The sequence below is a fragment of the Microlunatus aurantiacus genome (assembly GCF_039536605.1).
In the GTDB taxonomy this organism is placed as follows: domain Bacteria; phylum Actinomycetota; class Actinomycetes; order Propionibacteriales; family Propionibacteriaceae; genus Microlunatus; species Microlunatus aurantiacus.
In genome coordinates, this window is the sequence record NZ_BAAAYX010000002.1 from 918179 (window position 1) to 936428 (window position 18250).

Below are 18250 nucleotides of genomic sequence, written 5' to 3' on the forward strand. Positions count from 1 at the left end.
CGCACGGCACCGCGTACGGTTCACGGATGAGCGACAACCCCGAGACCAGCGATCAGGAACCCGTCGACCAGGAACCCGTCGACCAGGACACCGTGAACGAGCGGGCGCACCTGCTGCCCGAGGAGATCGCCGCCGGCAGCGACGACCCGCAGCACCAGGCCGAGGTGATCCTGCAGGAGTCGGCGGAGCGGACGCTGGACGTCGAGGGGACCCAGGAGTCCTCCTCCCAGGTGCCCTGACCCGAGGGCGCCGGAGACGACCCTGCGCGGGCCGGATGATCTCCGACCCGCGCAGGGTGTGGTTCTCGTGGCTCGCTGCCCCGCTCGCCCGGCGAGCGGGGTCCGCTCAGCGCAGGCCGGGCTTGGCCGGCGGGACGGCGACCGGGCTGTTCTGCTCCTTGGCGCGGGAGCGCTTGGTCGAGTCCTCCTGGATCGGATCGGCGAACGGCGTGTACTCACCGGTGCAGACCTTGCCCGGGGCCGGCACCTTCTTGGTCAGCAGGTAGGTGTCCACCGCGTCGGTGACGCACTCGGAGGTGCCGTACGCGGTGTGGCCCCACGAGTTGGACGACAGCAGCCGGCTGTTCGGCAGCCGCTTCGACGTCGACAGCGCGCCCGCGTAGTTGGTGGCCGGGTCCCAGTAGTTGCCGACGATCAGCACCGGGGTGCTGGTCCTCTTCGTCCAGGGGCCGCGGTAGGCGTCCTCGTCCTTGACCGTCCACTTCGTGCTGGAGCAGCCGGCCAGGTTCCACAGCCAGAGCCGACCGAAGTACGGGGCCCGCTTGTCGGCCGCGTTCGCCAGGCGCCCGAAGTCGGCCAGGTTCTTGCTGTTCCGGGAGTCCGTGCAGGCGATGGTCTGGAAGGCGTCCACGCTGTTGTCGTACGGGAAGCCGAGCCGCTTGCCCGGCAGCGGCCGCCGCTGCTGCTCGGCCTTGATCTTCTTGGTCAGCGTGATCAGCGCCTGGGTCGTCTGCTGACGGGGCGCGGTGGCCGGCGTGACCCCGGTCAGCTGACCCACGTAGCTGGCGAACCACGTCAGGTCCTCCGCGGTGTAGTACTGGGAGTAGAGGATGCCCAGCGAGGTTCCCACGAAGTCGGCGTAGGTGACGACGAACTGCTCGCCGGACTCCTCGTCGACCACGGTCAGGGGACCCTTGCGCAGCTTCTGGGCGATCTTCTCGTAGTTGGCCACCGGGTTGCCGCCGGCGAAGCTGCAGTAGGCCTCGCCCACCCTGTCGCACAGCAGGAGCGCGCGGTTCAGGGCCTTGCTGGCGCCCTCGGCGGAGCCGAGTCGGGCGCCGATCGGGGTGCTCTGGGTCTTCTTGGTGCCCGCCCAGCGGGCCGGGTCGAGAACGCCGTCGACGGCCAGCGCCCGGACGCGGTCGGGGTACAGGTTGGCGTACACCTCGCCGAGGTAGCTGCCGTAGGAGAAGCCCAGGTAGGTGAGCTTCTTGTCGCCGACCGCCCGGCGCAGCAGGTCCATGTCCCGCGCGACCTCCGCGGTGGACATGGCGCCGCTGAGCGGCTTGCCGGTCGTGGAGCAGCCCTTCGCGTGCTTGTCGTAGACCTTCTTGAAGGCCTTCTCCTGAGCGGCTCCGTACGGGAAGGCCACCGAGCTGATCTTGTCCGACACCGGCGAACCGGTGCGCGGGGAGGAGAAGCACTTGACGTTCTGGCTGAACGCGACCCCACGCGGGTCGAAGCCGACCACGTCGAACCGATCCGTCACCGCCGGGCTGAGGAAGTAGGGGGAACCGTAGGCGATCTCGGTGCCGGACCCCCCGGGGCCGCCGGGGTTGACGAACAGCGAGCCGATCTTCCTCTTCTGGTTCTTCGCCGGCACCTTCAGCACCGCGAGCTCGACCTTCTTGCCCTTGGGCTTGTCGTAGTCGAGCGGGACCTTGACGGTCGCGCACTTCGCGTAGCCGTAGCAGGTGTACCACTTCAGCTTGGGGGTCTTGACCGCCTTGCTCCGCCGCTTCTCCACCTTCGAGGTGGACGAGGTCGCTGCGTCCGCCGCGGGGGCGGTGGACACAGAGAGCAGTCCGGCGGTCAGGGCCATGGCCGAGGCCATGGCGAACAACCTTCGGGAGAGAGGTCGCATGCACGCTCCTGGTGATCGGCGCCCGACTCCGCTGCCGGACGCGCTGGGAGAAACCTAGGCATCCCGAGCGACCGCCGTGGACGGAAATACGAACAGTCGACGAGTTTCTTTTTGACGTTCATGCGGCGTTCGTGAGTTGGTATCCGCCACACCCAGCCGCGCCGAGAGGGGCGGGCCTTCGGGGCCCCCGGCCGGCGGCGCTAACGTGACCGGGTGCGCCGCAGCCCCGAGATGATCCCCGCCGAGTTCGTCACCCTCGATGAGCGGTTCGCCGGCACCGGCGGAGACCGCTGGCTGGGCAAGGTGTTCGACCAGGGGCGATGGCTGGAGGGCCCGGCCCACCACCCGGCCGGTCGGTTCGTGCTGTTCAGCGACATCCCCAACGACCGGGTGCTGCGCTACGACGAGATCACCGGTCACGTCGTCGAGGTGGCCACCGGAGTCGGGTTCACCAACGGTCGCACGATCGACGCCGAGTCGCGGTTCGTCACCTGCGAGCACGGTCACCGGCGCGTCACCCGTACCGAGCACGACGGGTCGGTCACGGTGCTGGCCGACTCCTATCGGGGTCAGCGGCTGAACAGCCCGAACGACGTCGTCGTGGCCGGCGACGGAGCGATCTGGTTCACCGATCCGACCTACGGGATCATGACCGACTACGAGGGCCACGCCGCGACCGAGGAGATCGGCAGCCGCAACGTCTACCGACTCGACCCCTCCGGCGGGCTGGCCGTGGTGGCCGACGACTTCAGCCAGCCCAACGGACTGGCCTTCAGCGCCGACTTCACCCGGCTCTACGTGGTCGACAGCGAGGAGCACCACGTCCGCGTCTTCTCCGTGGACGGCGCCGGTCTCAGCGGCGGGGAGGTCTTCGCGGCCGATCCGGACGGCTACGACGGCATCCGCTTCGACACCCGCGGTCGCCTCTGGGGTGCCGCGCAGGACGGTCTGCACTGCTACGAGCCGGACGGCACGCTGAGCGGCAAGCTGCTGGTGCCGGAGACGGTGGCCAACTTCTGCTTCGGCGGACGGCAGCACAACCACCTCTACCTGACCGCGACGACCTCGCTCTACACGCTGCGGGTGAACTTCACCGGCGTGCGCTACTGCTGAGGCGTGCGCTCCTGCTGAGGCGGGGAGCCAAGGGGTCGCGGCTGGCCCCGACGAGCGGATCGACGGCGCCCCGGGGGTCGGCGCTCGGCCCGAGCGGGACGGTTCGTGCCGGACGGCGTCGAGGGACCAGCAGGTCGACGCCGTTGCTCAGGTGCCGACCGGGACCAGGGGTGGACAGACGTCCGGCGACCCGAAAGTGACCGGCACCCCCGGGGAGTAGCGCACGCTCACCGGCGGTCCCACCGGGGCGGGCAGCCCGCCGGCGGCCACCAGCTGGTCGTCGAGCTCCAGCAGGTCCGCCGTCCACAGCGGCCAGGTCGGGTGCGCGTTGGGCAGGTGCACGGTCCGCCGACCGATCGCGGTGTGCAGTCCCCAGCGGGCGGTCAGGAAGTGGTCCAGCGGCGTCGGGCGGTCGACCGGTTGTCCGACCCGGATCCGCATCGTGCTGGCGGCGCCCCTCGGCTCTGGCCACCGGCGCCGGCAGCGGTACGTGATCTCGTCGTCGTGTCGCTCGACACTCATCCGCGACCACGCGTACGGAAGCCGGAGCGTGACCCGGGCGGTCAGCACCGCCAGCAGCCGGGTCGCGTCGAGGGAACGGAAGACCACACCGCGTCGGCCGTGGCCGTCCACGCTGTAGAGCCGCACGTTGGTCTCGGCGAAGGTGCCGACCCACGGCAGCCCAGGACCGCGGAACAGCCCGAGCCCCACCATCCGGAAGCCGATCAGGCCGACGTACGTCATCCCGTCCAGGGTGTCGGGCCGCGTGCCGGCGGGCAGCAACGGAGCCACCAGACCAGGGTCGACCGGCCAGTGCAGGAAACACAGGTCCGCCCAGAACTGGCTCAGCAGGGTGCGGCGCAGCGGTCGCGAGGTCAGCGGCGTGACGGGTTCGACGTCGCCTCCGGTCGGCAGCTGCACGGACCGAGCCTAGTGCGGCGACAGGCGGATCGGGGCGGGCCCGGTGCCCATCGAGAGGTGGCACGGGATAATGGCTGTGAACGTTCATCCGCCACCCCCAGCGCCGAGGAGACTCCGCCGCCGTGACCGACGCCGACACCGCCACCCTCTCCGGATTCGACCCCACCCGCCCCCGACACGCGGTCGTCGTCCGCGGCGGCTGGGACGGTCACCAGCCGGTCGAGGCCACCGACCTGTTCATCCCGTTCCTGGAGCGCCACGGTTTCACCGTCGACGTGTTCGACTCCCCGGCCCCGTACGCCGATGCCGAGCGGATGGCCGACACCGACCTGATCGTGCAGTGCATGACCATGAGCACGATCGAGAAGGAGCAGTTCACGGGACTGCGGGCGGCCATCGAGGCGGGCACCGGGTTCGCTGGCTGGCACGGCGGGATCGCCGACTCCTACCGCAACACCTCGGACTACCTGCACCTGGTCGGCGGCCAGTTCGCCTGCCACCCCGGCAAGCATCCGGACGAGCTCGTCGGTGAGCAGTCGGACAACTACGTGCCCTACCGGATCGAGATGCTGCCGGCCGCCGCCGAGCACCCGATCACCGCCGGGGTCGGCGACTTCGACCTGGTGACCGAGCAGTACTGGGTGCTCAGCGACGACTACGTCGACGTGCTGGCCACCACCACCCAGGCCGTGCGGGAGTGGGACCCGTGGCACCGACCCGTCACCTCGCCCGCCATCTGGACCCGTCAGTGGGGTCAGGGCCGGATCTTCGTCTGCACCCCGGGGCACCGGGTGGAGATCCTGGAGGTGCCGCAGGTCGACACCCTGGTCAAGCGGGGACTGCTGTGGGCCAGCCGGTGAGCGACCCCACGCCCGCCCAGGTCGTCCCCGGCGACCACGGGACGGAGCCGGCTCCGCTGACCGTGGCCCTGGTGGGCTGCGGGAACATCTCCGCGCAGTACCTGGCCAGTCTGCCGAACCTGCAGAACCTGCGACTGGTGAGCGTCACCGACGCCGTCCCGGCCGCCGCCGAGCGGGTGGCGGGCGAGCAGGGCGTCCCGGCCCGACCGCTGGCCGAGGTGCTGGCCGACCCGTCGGTCGACCTCGTGCTGAACCTCACCCCGCCTCAGCTGCACGCCCCGCTCACCATCGCGGCGCTCGAGGCGGGCAAGCACGTCTACCTGGAGAAGCCGTTCGCCGTCAGCGCGGCAGAGGCGACCCAGATGCTGGCGGCGGCCGAGAAGGCCGGTCGGCGGATCGGCAGTGCGCCGGACACCGTGCTGGGCATCGGCATCCAGACCGCCCGCCGGCTGATCGACGACGGCCAGATCGGGCGGCCGATCGCCGCGACCGCCTTCATGATGTCGCCCGGGCACGAGGGCTGGCACCCGAACCCGGGGTTCTACTACCTGCGCGGGGGCGGCCCGCTGCTCGACATGGGCGTCTACTACCTGACCGCCCTGGTGACGCTGCTGGGCCCGATCGCCGAGGTGTCGGCGATGAGCTCGCGGTTGCGGACCGAGCGGCGGGTGCCCGATGACGGACCGCGGGCGGGAGAGGTCCTGCCGGTCGAGGTCGACACCTACGTGGCCGCCACCCTGCGACACGACAGCGGTGTGATCAGCACGCTGATCGTCAGCTTCGACACCGTCGCCAGTCAGCTGCCCCGGATCGAGGTGTACGGCTCGGCGGCCTCGCTGGACGTGCCCGATCCGAACCAGTTCGCCAACCCGGTGGGCATCGCGCGGGCCCGCACCGAGCCGTTCGCGTACGTCTCCGACCTCGCCGGCTACGCGGGGGCCGGTCGCGGCTACGGCCTGTCCGACCTCGCGCGCGCCGTCGCGACAGGCACCGCGCACCGGCAGAGCGCCGAGCTCGGCTTCCACGTCCACGAGGTGATGGAGCGGATCGCCGAGGCATCGGCGGCCGGTGCGACAGTTCCGGTGGTCAGCCGGTGCGACCGGCCGTCGCCGGTGCCGCAGGGAGCGCGCCCGGAGATCTTCTGATCCTCCCGGCTGCGCCGTGTCCGACCACGGGCGGATCCCGCCGGGGTCTGACCCCGCACTCCGGGGCGGCGGGCTTCTTCCGACCACGGGCGGCATCCGACCGGCTCTGACCTCGCCACGCGGGCGTTTCCCGACCGTGGTCGGCTTGCGCGCTGTGCCGATGCCGCCACGCGGGCGTTTCCCGACCACGGGCGGCTTCCGCTCCCGTTCGGGACAGGGAGCCCGCGTCCGAGCCCGGTGCCGACGCCGCTGGTCCCCTGGCCGATGCGCGCTCTGGCAGATCCGGCCGTGACATCCACCCGAGCGGTGGCGTCTTCACCGGTGTCCGGGCGCACCCGCCCGGTTCGTCTCGTCGAAGGAGTGAGCCCATGTCACAGGTCGACCACCCCCGCACGGGCGGGGAGCGCTGATGGCCGGGCGGGTGATCACCCGGCTGGCGGGCACCGGCATCACGCTGATGGGGTCAGTGCTCAAAGGGGCCGGTTCGCTCGTCCAGAAGGCGGGCAGGACCGCTCCGCGGTCGTCGGAGGATGCCGCGACAGCCGAACGGCGGCGAGCGCGCCACACCGGGGACGACCCGCCCACGGGCTGACGGGCGCAAGCGCCACCCGGACGGGAGGTGGGTGACGGCCAGAGGAGACCGAGCGGCCGTACGACAGCCAGGCTGGCGAAGACGACAGAACGAGAGAGGACACACCGTCAGGTGGCGGCACGACGACCGGGACAGCGGCCGGTGGGTGACACCATGTCCCGGTGCAGGAGGGTGAGCGGTGAGCGGCACCGTTGAGGGCGTCCCGGAGCGGGCCTTCGGTGGCGTGGCGGAGGCGACGGTCGTCGGCCGGGCCCAGGACGGGGACCTGATCGCGTTCGAGCAGCTCCTCCGGCACTACCAGGGGCCGCTGTTCCGGTTGGCCTACCGGCTGCTGGGCGATCGTGGTGAGGCCGAGGACGCGCTCCAGGACACCATGGTGCAGGTCTGGCGTAAACTGCCGGGGCTGATGGAGCCGCTGGTGTTCCGCAGCTGGGTGTACCAGATCATGACGCGACGGTGCCTCAGTCTGCTGCGGACACGGTCCCGCCGGGGCGTCGAACCGGTCGAAGCCGACGAGCTGGCCGAGCTCGGGGCGGGGCAGCGGGTGATGGCTGGCGGGGTCGGCGGCAGTCCGGCCGAGTCGGCGGAGATCGAGGCTCAGCTCCGCGGTCTGAACGAGGTGCTGGCCCAGCTTCCCGAGGACCAGCGGGTGTGCTGGGTGCTCCGGGAGCTGCACGAGCTGAGCTACGCCGAGATCGCCTACGCGATGAACCTGTCCGCGTCCACGGTTCGGGGACGGCTGGCTCGGGCTCGACAGAATCTGGCGAGAGGAATGGACGCATGGCGGTGAGCACGGACTCGACCAACCGCCTCGGATGCGGCCGAGACATCGATGACGTCTGGGCGACCATCGACCGACCCCCCTCAGCCCATGAGCGCCAGTGCCCCTACTGCCAGGAGGCGCGGGCGAGTCTGGGACGGCTGAACCGCGTGATCGACGCCCAGCGTCGGGCGGACGCCGCCCAGCCGGATCTCCAACCGGGTCCACAGGTGCTGAGCCGCGTCATGGAGATCGCCCGGGCGGAGGTCCGCCGAGGCCGTCGGCTGCCGCTCGACGAGCCCGTGGCCGACGGCACGGTCTCGGACCTGTCCGTCAGCGAGCAGACGGTGGCCGCCGCGGTCCGACGCGCCGGCGACGCCGTGCCGGGCGTGGAGGTCCGACGCTGCCGGGTGGAGCTCGGCGACCCCCGGGCCTTGTCCGACCAGTGGGCGGAGTCGACCGACCAGTGGGCGGGGTCGACCGAGCAGGGGGAGTCGACCGAGCGGGCGGGTTCGACGCCGAGTTCGGACCACCCGTACCCGGACGACCCGAGCCGGGAGGACCCGAGCCGGGAGGACCCGGGTCCTGGTGAGGAGCGTTCTGGGGCGGCCGACCTGGTGGACGTGCCCGAGTCCTACCGCACGACCCGACCGTCCCGGGTCGCCGTGTTCCTGCAGATCAGCGTGTCGGTCGCGGTGGCGATCCCGGTGGTCAGCGAGCTGATCCGGCGGGCCGTGCGCCGAGCCGTGTTCGAGGAAGTGGGGATGAATGTCGTCACCGTCGACATCGACGTCCGGGACGTCCACGATGCCTGACCTCGCCGCCCACGACGGTGGGGTGCCCGGCTCGACCGGGCCCGATCCGGTCCACCCCGTGACCGGGCCGTCCGACCTCCGGCACGGGCTGGTCGACGCCGCCGAGATCGAGGAGCTGGGCGAGGCGCTCGCGGACATCGTCACCCAGACCTCCGGGGTGCTGCGGATCGAGCCGACCCTGCGTGGCGCCGTGCAGGCGTGGCGGAGCCGTGAGGGCGACGATCCGGCGCAGCACCTGGAGCTGACCGTGCGCGGCCGGATCGTCGATGTCGGCGTCCACGTGGCGGTGACCACCGACCAGCAGGCGCGGCTGCTCGCCCACCGGCTGCGGGAGCGGCTGCGCGCGCACCTGACCGGCCGCGGCCTGGAGCCGGGCTCCGTCGAGATCAGCATCCTGGTGATAGAGCCGACCACGAGCTGAGGCCGTGGTGAGTCGGGCCCCGTGATCCGCAACCCCGTGATTCGCAACCCCTCGAGCCGGTGGGGCTGCCGAGCCGGTGAGCCCCTCGGCCGGTGAGACCGTCGAGCCGGCGGGGCATGGACGCCGCGTCCGGTCAGGTCGTGGATTCGGTCAGGCCGCGGGGGCGGTCAGGCCCGGTGAAGGGTCGGGCCGATCCGTCAGCGCTGCACCAGTCGAGCCGTGGTCTTGGCGGCCCGCCTGATCCCGCCCCGCTCGTCGAGCCAGCCGCCGGCCACGCCCACGACCGGGAGGGCGGACAGACGCCGGGCGACGAAGCCGCCGCGGGGCCGCTCGTCCAGCAGGCCCTGGACGTCCAGCAGCGCCCGCGCCAGCCCCCACAACGTCCGTACGGTCCGCTGCACGATCTCGCCGACGGCCGCGAGGCCGCTCGGCGGCTCGGTCGGGTCGGCGGCCGTGGCCTCGAGGTGCTCGTCGGCCCGGGCCTCGTCCGGCACCGCGTCGGCGGGAACGCTGCCGCCGGCCGCCAGCGGTCGGTGGAACAGCACCTGGGACAGCAGCGGGACCCAGTCCTTCGGATCGGTCACGCCGTGCTCCCGGGCGACGGCGCAGACGGCCAGGCCGGCCGCCGAGGCGCCGAGGGCCGCCTGCAGCGGCACCCGGTCGGCCAGGGCCCCGGCGAACCGGGGGGCGGCCGCCGCCAGGCCCGCGCTGGCCGCGATCCGTGACGTCCACCACCGCGTCCGGAACGCCACCGGGCGGCTGGCCCACTGCGGCGACGTCGGGTTCACGTCGCCCAGCACCTTGCGCCGCGCGCCCCGCAGCAACCGACCGGGGAGACCCGGCACCCGCTGGGGTCGAGCGTCGTCGACGCCCAACCAGCGGCTCGGATCGTTCAGCACCCGGCTCACCAGGCCCGCGTACCAGCCCAGGGACGACTGCAGGACCTCGTTCGACACACCGTGCTCGCCGGCCACATCTGCTCCTCTGTCACGCCACGACCACTTCAGGTCGAGGACATCTCCTGATCAGGACACCGCCGAGCGGTCCATCGTCACGGCTGTACCCCGATCGATCTGCGGTGACGCAGGTTTCTTCCGGCACGTCCGGTTCGCACGCGTGAGCCGGCCGGATCGGTGTGACGGATCCGGGCGGGGCGACGTCCTACCCAGTGACAGCCGTTGCCCGACGCCGGCCCAGCGCGGAAGGAGCACACCGGATGAGCAGGCAGGTCAGCTTTCGGCGACGGACGGGTCGCGGTTCCCGGTACGGCCGGTCGGGCAGGGCCCGGGGCGCGATGGTCGCCGCCGCCGTCGGGGCGGTGGGCGTCGTCCTGGCCGTCGTGCTCCTGATCAGCGTGGCCGCGCTGATCGGCAGCGGGGACGGGCTGACAGCGGGGACGCTGGTGGTTCCCGTCGGTCGGATCGTGGTCGTCGTCGCCCTGGGCTATCTGGTCGCCCTCGCCCTGCTCGTGCGGGCCCTGAGGTCCGGTTCCAGCGTGCAGGCCTGGCTCAGCGTCGGGGTGGCGGTCGTCGTGGCGTTCGGTGTCTCGGTCTACCCGCTGGTCGCCACGGCCTCCGCCGCCGTCGACCAGGCCCGCGACATCGTCCCCTGGATCCTCGATCTGATCCGGCGCTGACCGCCCGGTCCGCTCAACGGGGGGGCGCGGGGGCGCCCTTCCCGGTGTCCGGGACCTGCCGGCTGCGACCCTCCGCCCGGCGCCGACCCACCAGGGCCGCGGCCAGCAGCAGCGCCACCCCGAGAACGGCGGTGACCGAGGCCAGCAGGTGCTGACCGGCGGTCCAGGCCAGCTCCAGGTCCCCGCCGTTGGGCAGCCGGCGGTAGGGCGAGACGACCACCCAACCGACGAAGGCCCAGCCGAGCACGAGGAGCCAGACCGGGGCTCGCGGTTCCCGCGCGGTCACCACCCGTGCCCGCGGGTGGTGGCCGCGGGTCCGCTGAGCGGGGCCCGGGGAGGGGGCCAGCTCGGCCAGACCGAAGGCCAGCGGCACGACCCAGACGAAGTGGTGCAGCCAGGAGACCGGCGAGGCCAGCAGGCTGGCCACGCCACACAGGGCGATCGCGAACCGGACCTCGCCCGCCCGGTGCCAGACGGCGGCCGCCCACACCCCCAGGGCCACCACCACCGCGCTGGCCAGCAGCCCCAGCACGGTGCCCGCCGGGGCGAGGGAGAAGGCCCGGACGAAGTCGGCGTACACGGACTGGTTGGTGTAGTAGATCAGGCTGTGACCGAGGCCCGTGTCACCGCGGGCCAGTCGGCTCCAGAAGTCCAGCGACTCGCTCGGCAGCACGATCGCGGCCAGGACGGTCAGGGCCCCCGCGGCGATCGTCGCGGTCAGCGCGGCCCGCCACCGTCGCACCGCCAGCAGGTAGAGCACGAAGATCATCGGCGTCAGCTTGAGGGTGGCGGCAACACCGGTCAGCACCCCCTCCGGCAGCCGCCGGCGGCCCGGCAGGGCCCGGGGCCCGGGCGCCAGATCCAGCACCACCAGGGCGACGAGCAGGATGCCGAGCTGGCCGAAGGCCAGCGTCTGGCTGACCGGCAGGACCGCGAACACCACGGCGGTGGACCACAGGCTCAGCCGCCATCCGGTCTGTCCCCAGCGGTGCAGGATCGCCACGATCATCAGCGCGCCAGCGACGGTCCACGCGATCTGCACCAGGGCGACCGGCAGCACCGTGAGGGGCACCGCCAGCAGGGCGGCGAACGGCGGGTAGAGGAACTGCAGGGGACCGGGCAGCTGGTAGAAGTTGCCGCCGTCCAGCAGCACCCGACCGGCGAGGCGGTACACATCGAGGTCGACCATGACGGGGTGCCAGGGCAGCGTCGTCCCCCCGGGAAACGTGCTGGCCCCCACGTCGAGCGCCATCAGCACCGGCAGCAGGCAGATGGCCACCCCGCGCCCGACCCGGGCCGGCACCGCGGTCACCCCGGTCAGCCCAGCAGTCGGCGGATGGTCCGCCCGACCCCGGACTCGGAGTTGGGCGGCACCGAGGCGAAGCCCTGGGCGATCAGGGCCGGGTGGGCGTTGGCCATCACGTACGGCTGGCCGACCCAGCTGAGCATGGACAGGTCGTTCGGCATGTCACCGAACGCGGCCACGTCGGCGGCGTCGATGCCCATCCGCGCACAGACCCGGGCCAGCATCGCGCCCTTGTCGACCCCCCGAGCGCTGATCTCCACCAGCCCGTGGCCGCGGGCGGAGGAGTGGGTGGCCGACAGCCGGTTGCCGAGCACGTGGTCGACCCGGGCCAGCAGCTCGTCGGACGCCAGACCGGGCGACTGGACCAGGACCTTGACCAGGTCCTCGTGCACGATCGTCTCCAGCGGCCCGCTGAAGACGTCCGGATCGCTGCCGTCGCTGGGTTCCCACGTCGTGTAGTGCGGTTCGTGCCCGAACCGGGTGCCGGACTCGAACGCGAACCGGACGTCGTCGACCACCGTACGGATCCGGGTGACCGCGTCCAGGGCGGCCTCGGTGTCGATGGTGATCTTGTCGAGCATCGCGTCCGCCGCGGCGTCGTAGAGCGCCGCGCCGTTGCTGGCGATCACCGTCGGGTGCGCGCCGGGCAGACCCCGGATCACCTCGAGCCAGCGGATCGGGCGACCGGTCGCGAAGACGACCGTGACCCCGGCCTCCTGGGCGGCGAGCACCGCCGCCGAGTTCTCCGCGCTGACCGTGGAGTCCGGCGACAGGAAGGTGCCGTCCAGGTCGGTCGCGATCAGCTTCGGGGTGCGCACGCCGTGAATCCTGCCACGGACGGCCGCTCCCCAGCGGACGTCGCGGTCGCCGTCGTCCTCCCCGACGACGGCGGCGGCGCTCATCGCGGTGATCGGCCAGGTCAGGGTGTAGCGGGCGCCCCGGCGGGGGTTTAGTGTGGACTCGTCCGAATCGTGGGGGCGCACGGCGGGCACGGGGATTCCGGGGGTGGGGACGTTGGAGCATCCGCTGATCAGGGGCCTGACCGAGTGGAGGCCGCTGGCGCGTGGGGGCGTGGCCCTCGTCTGGCGAGCACGGCAGGAGCTGCTCGACCGACCCGTCGCGGTGAAGGTCTACCAGGATGAGTTCGTCGGTGGCCAGACCGGCACGTTCACCCGCGAGGCGATCGCCATCGGTCGGCTCGGCGACAACCCAGGCGTCGTGACCGCCTACCACGCCGGTCTGCTCGCGGACCACCGACCGTACGTGATCATGGAGCTGTGTCCCGGTGGGTCCTTGACCCAGTGGCTGCAGCCCGAGAACCGGCCGAGCGAGGCCAGGGTCATCTCCACCGGGATCACCGTGGCAGACGCCCTGGCAGCTGCCCACCGGTCCGGGGTCGTCCACTGCGACGTCAAACCGGCCAACATCCTGCTCGACACCCTCGGCCGCCCCCGGTTAGCCGATTTCGGACTCGCCGCTCTGGCCGGCGCGGAGGTCGAGGCAACCGATCCGGTGCGGTTGACACCCGCGTACGCCCCGCCGGAGGCGTTCGAGAGCGTGACTGTGAGCGAAGCTGGCGACGTCTTCTCGCTGGCCGCCACGCTGTATGCGCTGCTGGCCGGCCGGGCGCCGCGTGAGGTGGCGCCGGCAGCGGACGGTCGTGAGGTCCTCGAGGCCGTCCGACAGCCGATCGTCCCCCTGCCCGGGGTGAACTGGTTCCTGATGGACGTGGTGATGGCGGGATTGAGTTCCGACCCGGCTGCACGGCCGACCGCGGCTGAGCTCGCCGATCGACTCCGCGGTCTGTCGGCTCCGATCGCCCGCCGCGAGGGGCCGCGAACGGTCCTCGGCCGGCGTGTCGCTGCCGCACCGGGAGCCGACACGGATCGCCCCGTCGTGGTGAGAGACGACAGCCCGAGACCCGGCGGGCGCGGTCGGCGAGTGGGCGCGCTCACGCTGGCTGCTGCGCTGGCCACCGTGGTGGTCTCGAGCACCGCCTGGCTGTTGACCGAGCCGATCTCCTCGGGTGCGCCAGTGACGAGTGGGCCGAACTCCGCGCCGACACCCGGCACGACGGCGGGACCGACCCGGTCCCCGGCGTCGGTCCTCATCGCCCTCCCGGAGGCCGTTCCCGTGGGTGCCGGTGCGCGCACAGAGAAGGCGGAGATCCGGGTGCAGAATCCGCTCCACACCGCCGTGCCGTTCCAGACGGTTCCCGTCCGCGGCACCTACCGCGGCGGAGCGGACACGTTCGTGCGGGTCCAGCGGTGGGAGGGCGGCCGCTGGCAGGCCTTCCCGGTGCCGGCCAAGACCGACCGGACCGGCGCCTTCACCGCCTACGTCGAGCTCGCGGAACCGCGTCGACACCGGCTGCGGGTGGTCGACGTCCGCGGTGAGGTGACGTCCGACTCCTTCGTCGTCGTGATCGCGCGGTAGGCCTAGCCCCGGCGGATCGACGTCTGGCGGGCGAACACGACCACGTTGTCGGGGTAGCGGTGCTGCACCGTGTCATAGGCACCCCCGCAGGTGATCAGCCTCAGCCCGGCGTGGTCGATGGCACCGAACACATCGCGGGTCGGAAACTGCGACTTCGAGTAGCGTGCCACCCTCTCGACGGTGAAGACGGCCGTGTGCCCGTCCTTCCGACCGACCAGCACCTGGTCACCGGCCTTCAGCCGCCGCAGCCGGTGGAACACGCCGGGGCTGCCGTTCCAGGTCACGTGGCCGGCGATGACGGCCGGGCCCAGGGCACCGGGCGCGGCGCCGCGCGTGAACCAGCCGGCCTCGGCCGGGTTGGCGGGAGTCTCCATGGCCCCGTCCGGGGTCAACCCCAGGCGGACCAGGTCCGAGCGCAGGCGGAGCGCCGGGACGGCGACGTCCACCGGGTCGGATTCAGGCAGCACGACCCCCGCGACCCGGTCCCTCAAGGCGGTCGCGCTCGTCGTCACCGGGCCAGGGGCTTCGGTGCCCGAGAGCGCCACCTCAATGCCGTCGTTCGGCATGGTGCGGCCGCGTCGCTCGAGGACGGGGCCCGGTCGAACCACCAGGGAGCGGTCCAGACTCAGCGAGGTGTTCGTGTTGTCGGACCGGGTCGTCGTTCGGGCCGCGGTCGCGCCGCTCTCGGCGCCGCTGGGCACGGCCAGCCCCGCCGAGACCATCGCCAGTCCGATCAGCATGAGGGCGGCCAGGACTCCCCCGCCGGACGAGCCGGTGGTCGAACCGCGAAACGACCCGGACACGGCACCACTCTCCGTCAGCGGACGCTCCGGCGACGGCTGGCGCGGGCCCAGCCGAGCGCTGCGGCTGCTGCCACCAGCACGGCCCCGCTGGCGGCGAGCACGGTGCCCTGATCAGCGACGGGTGTGCCGCCCATCTCCGGCCCGCCGCGGGAGTGGTCGGCCGCACCGGCACCCTGGACGACGCCGCAGCTCGCAGGGTTGGTGGCCTCTTCCGGTACGCCGGGCACCCCGAGGTTCTCGGCGAAGGTCGAGACCCCGAGGGCCTCGACGTCGTACTTGTCGTTGTCGTTGACGTCGATGCCGTGCTGCACCACGTGCAGTGAGGAGAGGTTGTCGATCAGGCCGTCGGGAACGGCACCGGGGGCGAAGGTCCGCTCGTAGTCCAGCCGCCCCGAGGCGTCGGCCACGGGCATCCGGGCGACATCCAGCCCGTCCTCCGGCGTGGCGCCACCCCGAGTCGTCAGAGCCAGGAAGATCACGCCGTACTCGCCGGTGGCCTCCTCGTTCGTGAGCACGCCGTCCTGGTCGGTGTCGTTCTTCTCCAGCGTCGGGCACATGAAGTGCTTCCCGGCGCTGCCCGACCCGTGGACGTGCTGGGGGTGGGGCTGGTTGGGCACCAGGCCGCGCGAACGGATCGCCACCTTCAGGCCGCCGTCGTCCGTCGCCGTGAGAGTGACCGTTCCCGAAGCGCCGCTGCCGTTGAGCTCGACGAGTCGAGCTCGCACGGTGGTGTCGGCCGCGGCGACGGTCGGGACGCAGAGGACGGCCAGGGCGGCCGCTGGGAGGAGCCAGGTGCGGATCTTCATGGGGTGCCTGTCTGAGAATCGGTGAGCGGGGACGACTTCGCACATTCAACCTCAGCCGGGCTGCTCGTGTTGCGAAGTCGACCGAACTTTCGAGCGTGCCGCCTACAGCCTCGATGTCGGTGTGTTGCCGCCGGGCGAGCCGGACTCGTCGGGGCTCGGCTGACCGCCGCCGGACTCGCTGCCGCTGGGCGACGGAGACGCGGACCCCGAGTCCGAGCCGGAGGCCGAGGGCGAGCCGGACTCGCTGCCGGAGGGACTGCCCGACGGCGTGCCGGACTCCGAACCCGACTGGCTGGCCGACGGCGATCCCGACTGGGGCGACGGCGAACCGGACTGCGGGGGCGGTGAGCCGGACTGGGACTGGGGGGGAGGGCTGCCCGAGCCGCCGGTCGGCGTCGGCGGGGTCTGTGGCGGCTGGTTGCGGAAGATCAGGATCGCGATCAGCACGGCCAGCGCGGCCAGCAGCAGCATCAACAGCCAGGAGACCAGGATCGTCTTCCAGCCGGCCCGGTCGTAACGCCCCGGCCAGGGCAGCGGCCAGAGCCGGACCAGACCGGGCTTCACCCGGTCCTGCCAGTAGTGCTGGTAGTCCGGCCCGGCCGGAGCGCCCTGCGGGGACAGGGTCGCCAGCTGGACCTCGTCCAGCACCCGGGCGGCCTCGTCGGCCGCGGCCGCGGTCCCGTCGTACGCCAGCGCGACCCAGGGGGCGAGCAGCGTGCCGTCGGCCGGCAGCGGGTCACCCTCGTCGGCCACGTACTTGCGGCCCAGCCGACCGAAGTCCTGACCGTGACCGCCCCGGGCCAGCACCGTGTCGATGTGCATGTCGTTGACGACGCCGGCCAGCCGGTCGCGGGCGGCGGCGTCGGCGGCCGCACCCTCGGAGAGCACGATGACCATGGCGGTGCGGCCCTGGGCGTCCGACCCTTGGTCGGCGCTCGCCTCGGTGTGGGCGGTGTAGGCCACCCCGGACTCCGCGGCCCCGATCCGGGCGTCGAGCCAGAAGTCGCCGACCCGCGGCGGGTCGTCGGGGAGCAGCGGACTGACCGGCACCCAGTCAGGATCGGCTGGTGGGGTGGACATCGCTCCTCGTCGGCTGGGGTGCCCGGACGCCGGGCTCGGCGCGGTGCCCGCCGAGTCTATGCGGGATCGGGTGGCACGACCGGCGACCTGACCCGGCGGCGCCGGACGCCGCGGCGGGGGTGCGGCCGTCGACCCCCGGGTGGGCTTGGATGGGTCTGCGAGAATGGGCCACCGTTCCGCACCCCGCCACCACCAGGAGTCTGAGAGTGAGCAGTCCGTCGCACGGTCCAGGAGCCCCGTCGGCTCCCCCCGCAGCGCCGACCCAGCCCGCACCCCAGAACGGCAACCAGCAGGCCTCGCGTCTGCTGGGCGAGGCGATCAGCCAGGTGCAGCGCGTCATCGTCGGCCAGGAGCACATGGTCGAGCAGCTGATGGTCGGCCTGCTGGCCAAGGGCCACATCCTGCTCGAGGGCGTGCCCGGGGTGGCGAAGACGCTGGCCGTCCGCTCGTTCGCCACCGTCGTCGGCGGCGACTTCGCCCGGATCCAGTTCACCCCGGACCTGGTGCCCTCCGACATCGTCGGCACCCGGATCTACAAGGCGAGCCAGGAGGGCTTCGACGTCGAGCTCGGTCCCGTCTTCGTGAACTTCGTGCTGGCCGACGAGGTCAACCGCGCGCCCGCCAAGGTGCAGGCGGCGATGCTGGAGCTGATGGCGGAGAAGCAGGTCTCGATCGGCGGCCGGACCTACCCGATGCCCGAGCCCTTCATCGTCATCGCCACCCAGAACCCGATCGAGTCCGAGGGCGTCTACCCGCTGCCGGAAGCGCAACGGGACCGGTTCCTGCTCAAGGTCGACGTCCCCTACCCGCGCGGCAACGAGGAGTTCGAGATCCTCCGTCGGATGAGCGTCCAGCCGCCGACGTCGCGGCCGGTGCTGGATCCCCAGAAGATCCTGCAGCTGCAGAAGCAGGCCTCGGAGGTGTTCGTCCACAACCTGGTCGCGGAGTACATCGTGCGGCTGGTGCTGGCCACCCGGACGCCGGCGGAGTTCAACCTGCCGGACTTGACCTCGGTGATCCAGCTCGGCTGCAGCCCCCGCGCCACCCTCGGCCTGGTCGCCGCCGCGCGCGCCCTGGCCCTGATCCACGGGCGCGACTACGTGCTGCCCACCGACGTGCAGTCGGTGGCCAAGGACGTGATGTCCCACCGCATCGTGCTCGGTTTCGACGCGATCGCCGACAACATCCAGCCCGCCCAGGTGATCGACCGGATCATCGCGATGGTGCCGCCGCCCACCCCGGTGTGGAACGGCGGTCAGTCCCAGCAGCCCGGTCAGTCCCAGCAGCCCGGCGGTCCGCGCGCCCCGCAGCGGCAGGCGGCGCAGCCGGACTTCAGCTGAGTCCCATGTCGTCCTCCGCTCCCGGTTTCCCGCCCCCGTCCGGCGCTCCTGCGTATCCGCCGCCGGGGGGCGTGCCCGGCTACCCGCCCTCTGCCTACCCGCCCCCCGGCGGG

Annotated in this window: 18 protein-coding genes; 10 read left to right on the forward strand and 8 right to left on the reverse strand. The window is 72.3% G+C overall.

From position 1 onward, the window contains the following. The first annotated feature begins 26 nt into the window (after positions 1-26). Complete coding sequence (locus ABD714_RS04390; RefSeq protein WP_344811044.1) at positions 27-239, forward strand: hypothetical protein; 213 nt, start codon at positions 27-29, stop codon at positions 237-239. A gap of 106 nt (positions 240-345) precedes the next feature. Here the strand turns inward: ABD714_RS04390 and ABD714_RS04395 are convergent, their stop codons facing one another. After that, entirely contained in the window at positions 346-2073 is a 1728-nt protein-coding gene (locus tag ABD714_RS04395) for an alpha/beta hydrolase (RefSeq protein ID WP_344811045.1), read from the reverse strand. A gap of 243 nt (positions 2074-2316) precedes the next feature. Between ABD714_RS04395 and ABD714_RS04400 the strand changes: the two genes are divergently transcribed. Next, a complete protein-coding gene (locus ABD714_RS04400) occupies positions 2317-3216 on the forward strand; it encodes an SMP-30/gluconolactonase/LRE family protein (protein WP_344811046.1) in 900 nt (299 codons plus the stop codon). Between the two features lie 147 nt (positions 3217-3363). On the opposite strand, the gene ABD714_RS04405 is transcribed toward ABD714_RS04400, so the two are convergent. Beyond that, entirely contained in the window at positions 3364-4137 is a 774-nt protein-coding gene (locus ABD714_RS04405) for a YqjF family protein (RefSeq protein ID WP_344811047.1), read from the reverse strand. Between the two features lie 122 nt (positions 4138-4259). On the opposite strand from ABD714_RS04405, the gene ABD714_RS04410 reads away from it, so the two are divergent. The 5 genes from ABD714_RS04410 to ABD714_RS04430 all read left to right on the forward strand — a co-directional run bounded on the left by ABD714_RS04410 (position 4260) and on the right by ABD714_RS04430 (position 8730). Next, on the forward strand, positions 4260-4997 hold the full coding sequence (locus ABD714_RS04410) for a ThuA domain-containing protein (protein WP_344811048.1): 738 nt from the start codon (positions 4260-4262) through the stop codon (positions 4995-4997). Next, positions 4994-6142 carry a Gfo/Idh/MocA family protein gene (locus ABD714_RS04415; RefSeq protein WP_344811049.1) on the forward strand — a complete coding sequence of 383 codons (1149 nt, stop codon included), beginning with the start codon at positions 4994-4996 and terminating at the stop codon, positions 6140-6142. The genes ABD714_RS04410 and ABD714_RS04415 overlap by 4 nt, the downstream gene beginning before the upstream one ends. 770 nt (positions 6143-6912) lie before the next feature. Beyond that, the gene (locus ABD714_RS04420) at positions 6913-7524 is read left to right on the forward strand and encodes an RNA polymerase sigma factor (RefSeq protein ID WP_344811050.1); all 612 of its coding nucleotides are present in this window, start codon (positions 6913-6915) and stop codon (positions 7522-7524) included. Continuing rightward, positions 7515-8309 (forward strand): Asp23/Gls24 family envelope stress response protein, encoded by a 795-nt coding sequence (locus ABD714_RS04425; RefSeq protein WP_344811051.1) that lies wholly within the window; start codon positions 7515-7517, stop codon positions 8307-8309. Before ABD714_RS04420 ends, ABD714_RS04425 begins: the two co-directional genes overlap by 10 nt. Further along, positions 8302-8730 (forward strand): hypothetical protein, encoded by a 429-nt coding sequence (locus ABD714_RS04430; RefSeq protein ID WP_344811052.1) that lies wholly within the window; start codon positions 8302-8304, stop codon positions 8728-8730. The genes ABD714_RS04425 and ABD714_RS04430 overlap by 8 nt, the downstream gene beginning before the upstream one ends. Before the next feature lie 197 nt (positions 8731-8927). Here the strand turns inward: ABD714_RS04430 and ABD714_RS04435 are convergent, their stop codons facing one another. Next, on the reverse strand, positions 8928-9704 hold the full coding sequence (locus tag ABD714_RS04435; protein WP_344811053.1) for a hypothetical protein: 777 nt from the start codon (positions 9702-9704) through the stop codon (positions 8928-8930). Positions 9705-9946: 242 nt separating this feature from the next. Between ABD714_RS04435 and ABD714_RS04440 the strand changes: the two genes are divergently transcribed. Beyond that, positions 9947-10366, forward strand: a complete 420-nt coding sequence (locus ABD714_RS04440; protein ID WP_344811054.1) for a hypothetical protein — start codon at positions 9947-9949, stop codon at positions 10364-10366. A gap of 13 nt (positions 10367-10379) precedes the next feature. On the opposite strand, the gene ABD714_RS04445 is transcribed toward ABD714_RS04440, so the two are convergent. Together ABD714_RS04445 and ABD714_RS04450 are read right to left on the reverse strand one after the other, a co-directional pair. Continuing rightward, entirely contained in the window at positions 10380-11678 is a 1299-nt protein-coding gene (locus ABD714_RS04445) for a glycosyltransferase 87 family protein (RefSeq protein ID WP_344811055.1), read from the reverse strand. 5 nt (positions 11679-11683) lie between these two features. Next, positions 11684-12655: an HAD family hydrolase gene (locus ABD714_RS04450; protein ID WP_344811056.1), complete on the reverse strand. Its 972-nt coding sequence runs from the start codon at positions 12653-12655 to the stop codon at positions 11684-11686. A 22-nt stretch (positions 12656-12677) separates the two neighbouring features. On the opposite strand from ABD714_RS04450, the gene ABD714_RS04455 reads away from it, so the two are divergent. After that, positions 12678-14108, forward strand: a complete 1431-nt coding sequence (locus ABD714_RS04455) for a serine/threonine-protein kinase (protein WP_344811057.1) — start codon at positions 12678-12680, stop codon at positions 14106-14108. Positions 14109-14110: 2 nt separating this feature from the next. Here ABD714_RS04455 and ABD714_RS04460 read toward each other — a convergent pair whose 3' ends face one another. From ABD714_RS04460 to ABD714_RS04470, 3 genes are all read right to left on the reverse strand, one after another. Then, the gene (locus tag ABD714_RS04460) at positions 14111-14911 is read right to left on the reverse strand and encodes a class F sortase (protein ID WP_344811058.1); all 801 of its coding nucleotides are present in this window, start codon (positions 14909-14911) and stop codon (positions 14111-14113) included. 14 nt (positions 14912-14925) lie between these two features. Further along, a complete protein-coding gene (locus ABD714_RS04465; RefSeq protein WP_344811059.1) occupies positions 14926-15717 on the reverse strand; it encodes a hypothetical protein in 792 nt (263 codons plus the stop codon). A gap of 102 nt (positions 15718-15819) precedes the next feature. Beyond that, on the reverse strand, positions 15820-16797 hold the full coding sequence (locus ABD714_RS04470; protein ID WP_344811060.1) for a hypothetical protein: 978 nt from the start codon (positions 16795-16797) through the stop codon (positions 15820-15822). A 206-nt stretch (positions 16798-17003) separates the two neighbouring features. Between ABD714_RS04470 and ABD714_RS04475 the strand changes: the two genes are divergently transcribed. Further along, positions 17004-18137, forward strand: coding sequence for an AAA family ATPase (locus ABD714_RS04475; RefSeq protein WP_425562335.1), 1134 nt, complete (start codon positions 17004-17006; stop codon positions 18135-18137). Positions 18138-18250 lie beyond the last annotated feature (113 nt).

Coding starts and splice junctions, on each gene's coding strand:
- ABD714_RS04390 (WP_344811044.1), top strand. CDS start 27: ATGAGCGACAACCCCGAGACCAGCGATCAGGAACCCGTCGACCAGGAA.
- ABD714_RS04395 (WP_344811045.1), bottom strand. CDS start 2,073: ATGGCCTCGGCCATGGCCCTGACCGCCGGACTGCTCTCTGTGTCCACC.
- ABD714_RS04425 (WP_344811051.1), top strand. CDS start 7,515: ATGGCGGTGAGCACGGACTCGACCAACCGCCTCGGATGCGGCCGAGAC.
- ABD714_RS04430 (WP_344811052.1), top strand. CDS start 8,302: ATGCCTGACCTCGCCGCCCACGACGGTGGGGTGCCCGGCTCGACCGGG.
- ABD714_RS04440 (WP_344811054.1), top strand. CDS start 9,947: ATGAGCAGGCAGGTCAGCTTTCGGCGACGGACGGGTCGCGGTTCCCGG.
- ABD714_RS04465 (WP_344811059.1), bottom strand. CDS start 15,717: ATGAAGATCCGCACCTGGCTCCTCCCAGCGGCCGCCCTGGCCGTCCTC.
- ABD714_RS04470 (WP_344811060.1), bottom strand. CDS start 16,797: ATGTCCACCCCACCAGCCGATCCTGACTGGGTGCCGGTCAGTCCGCTG.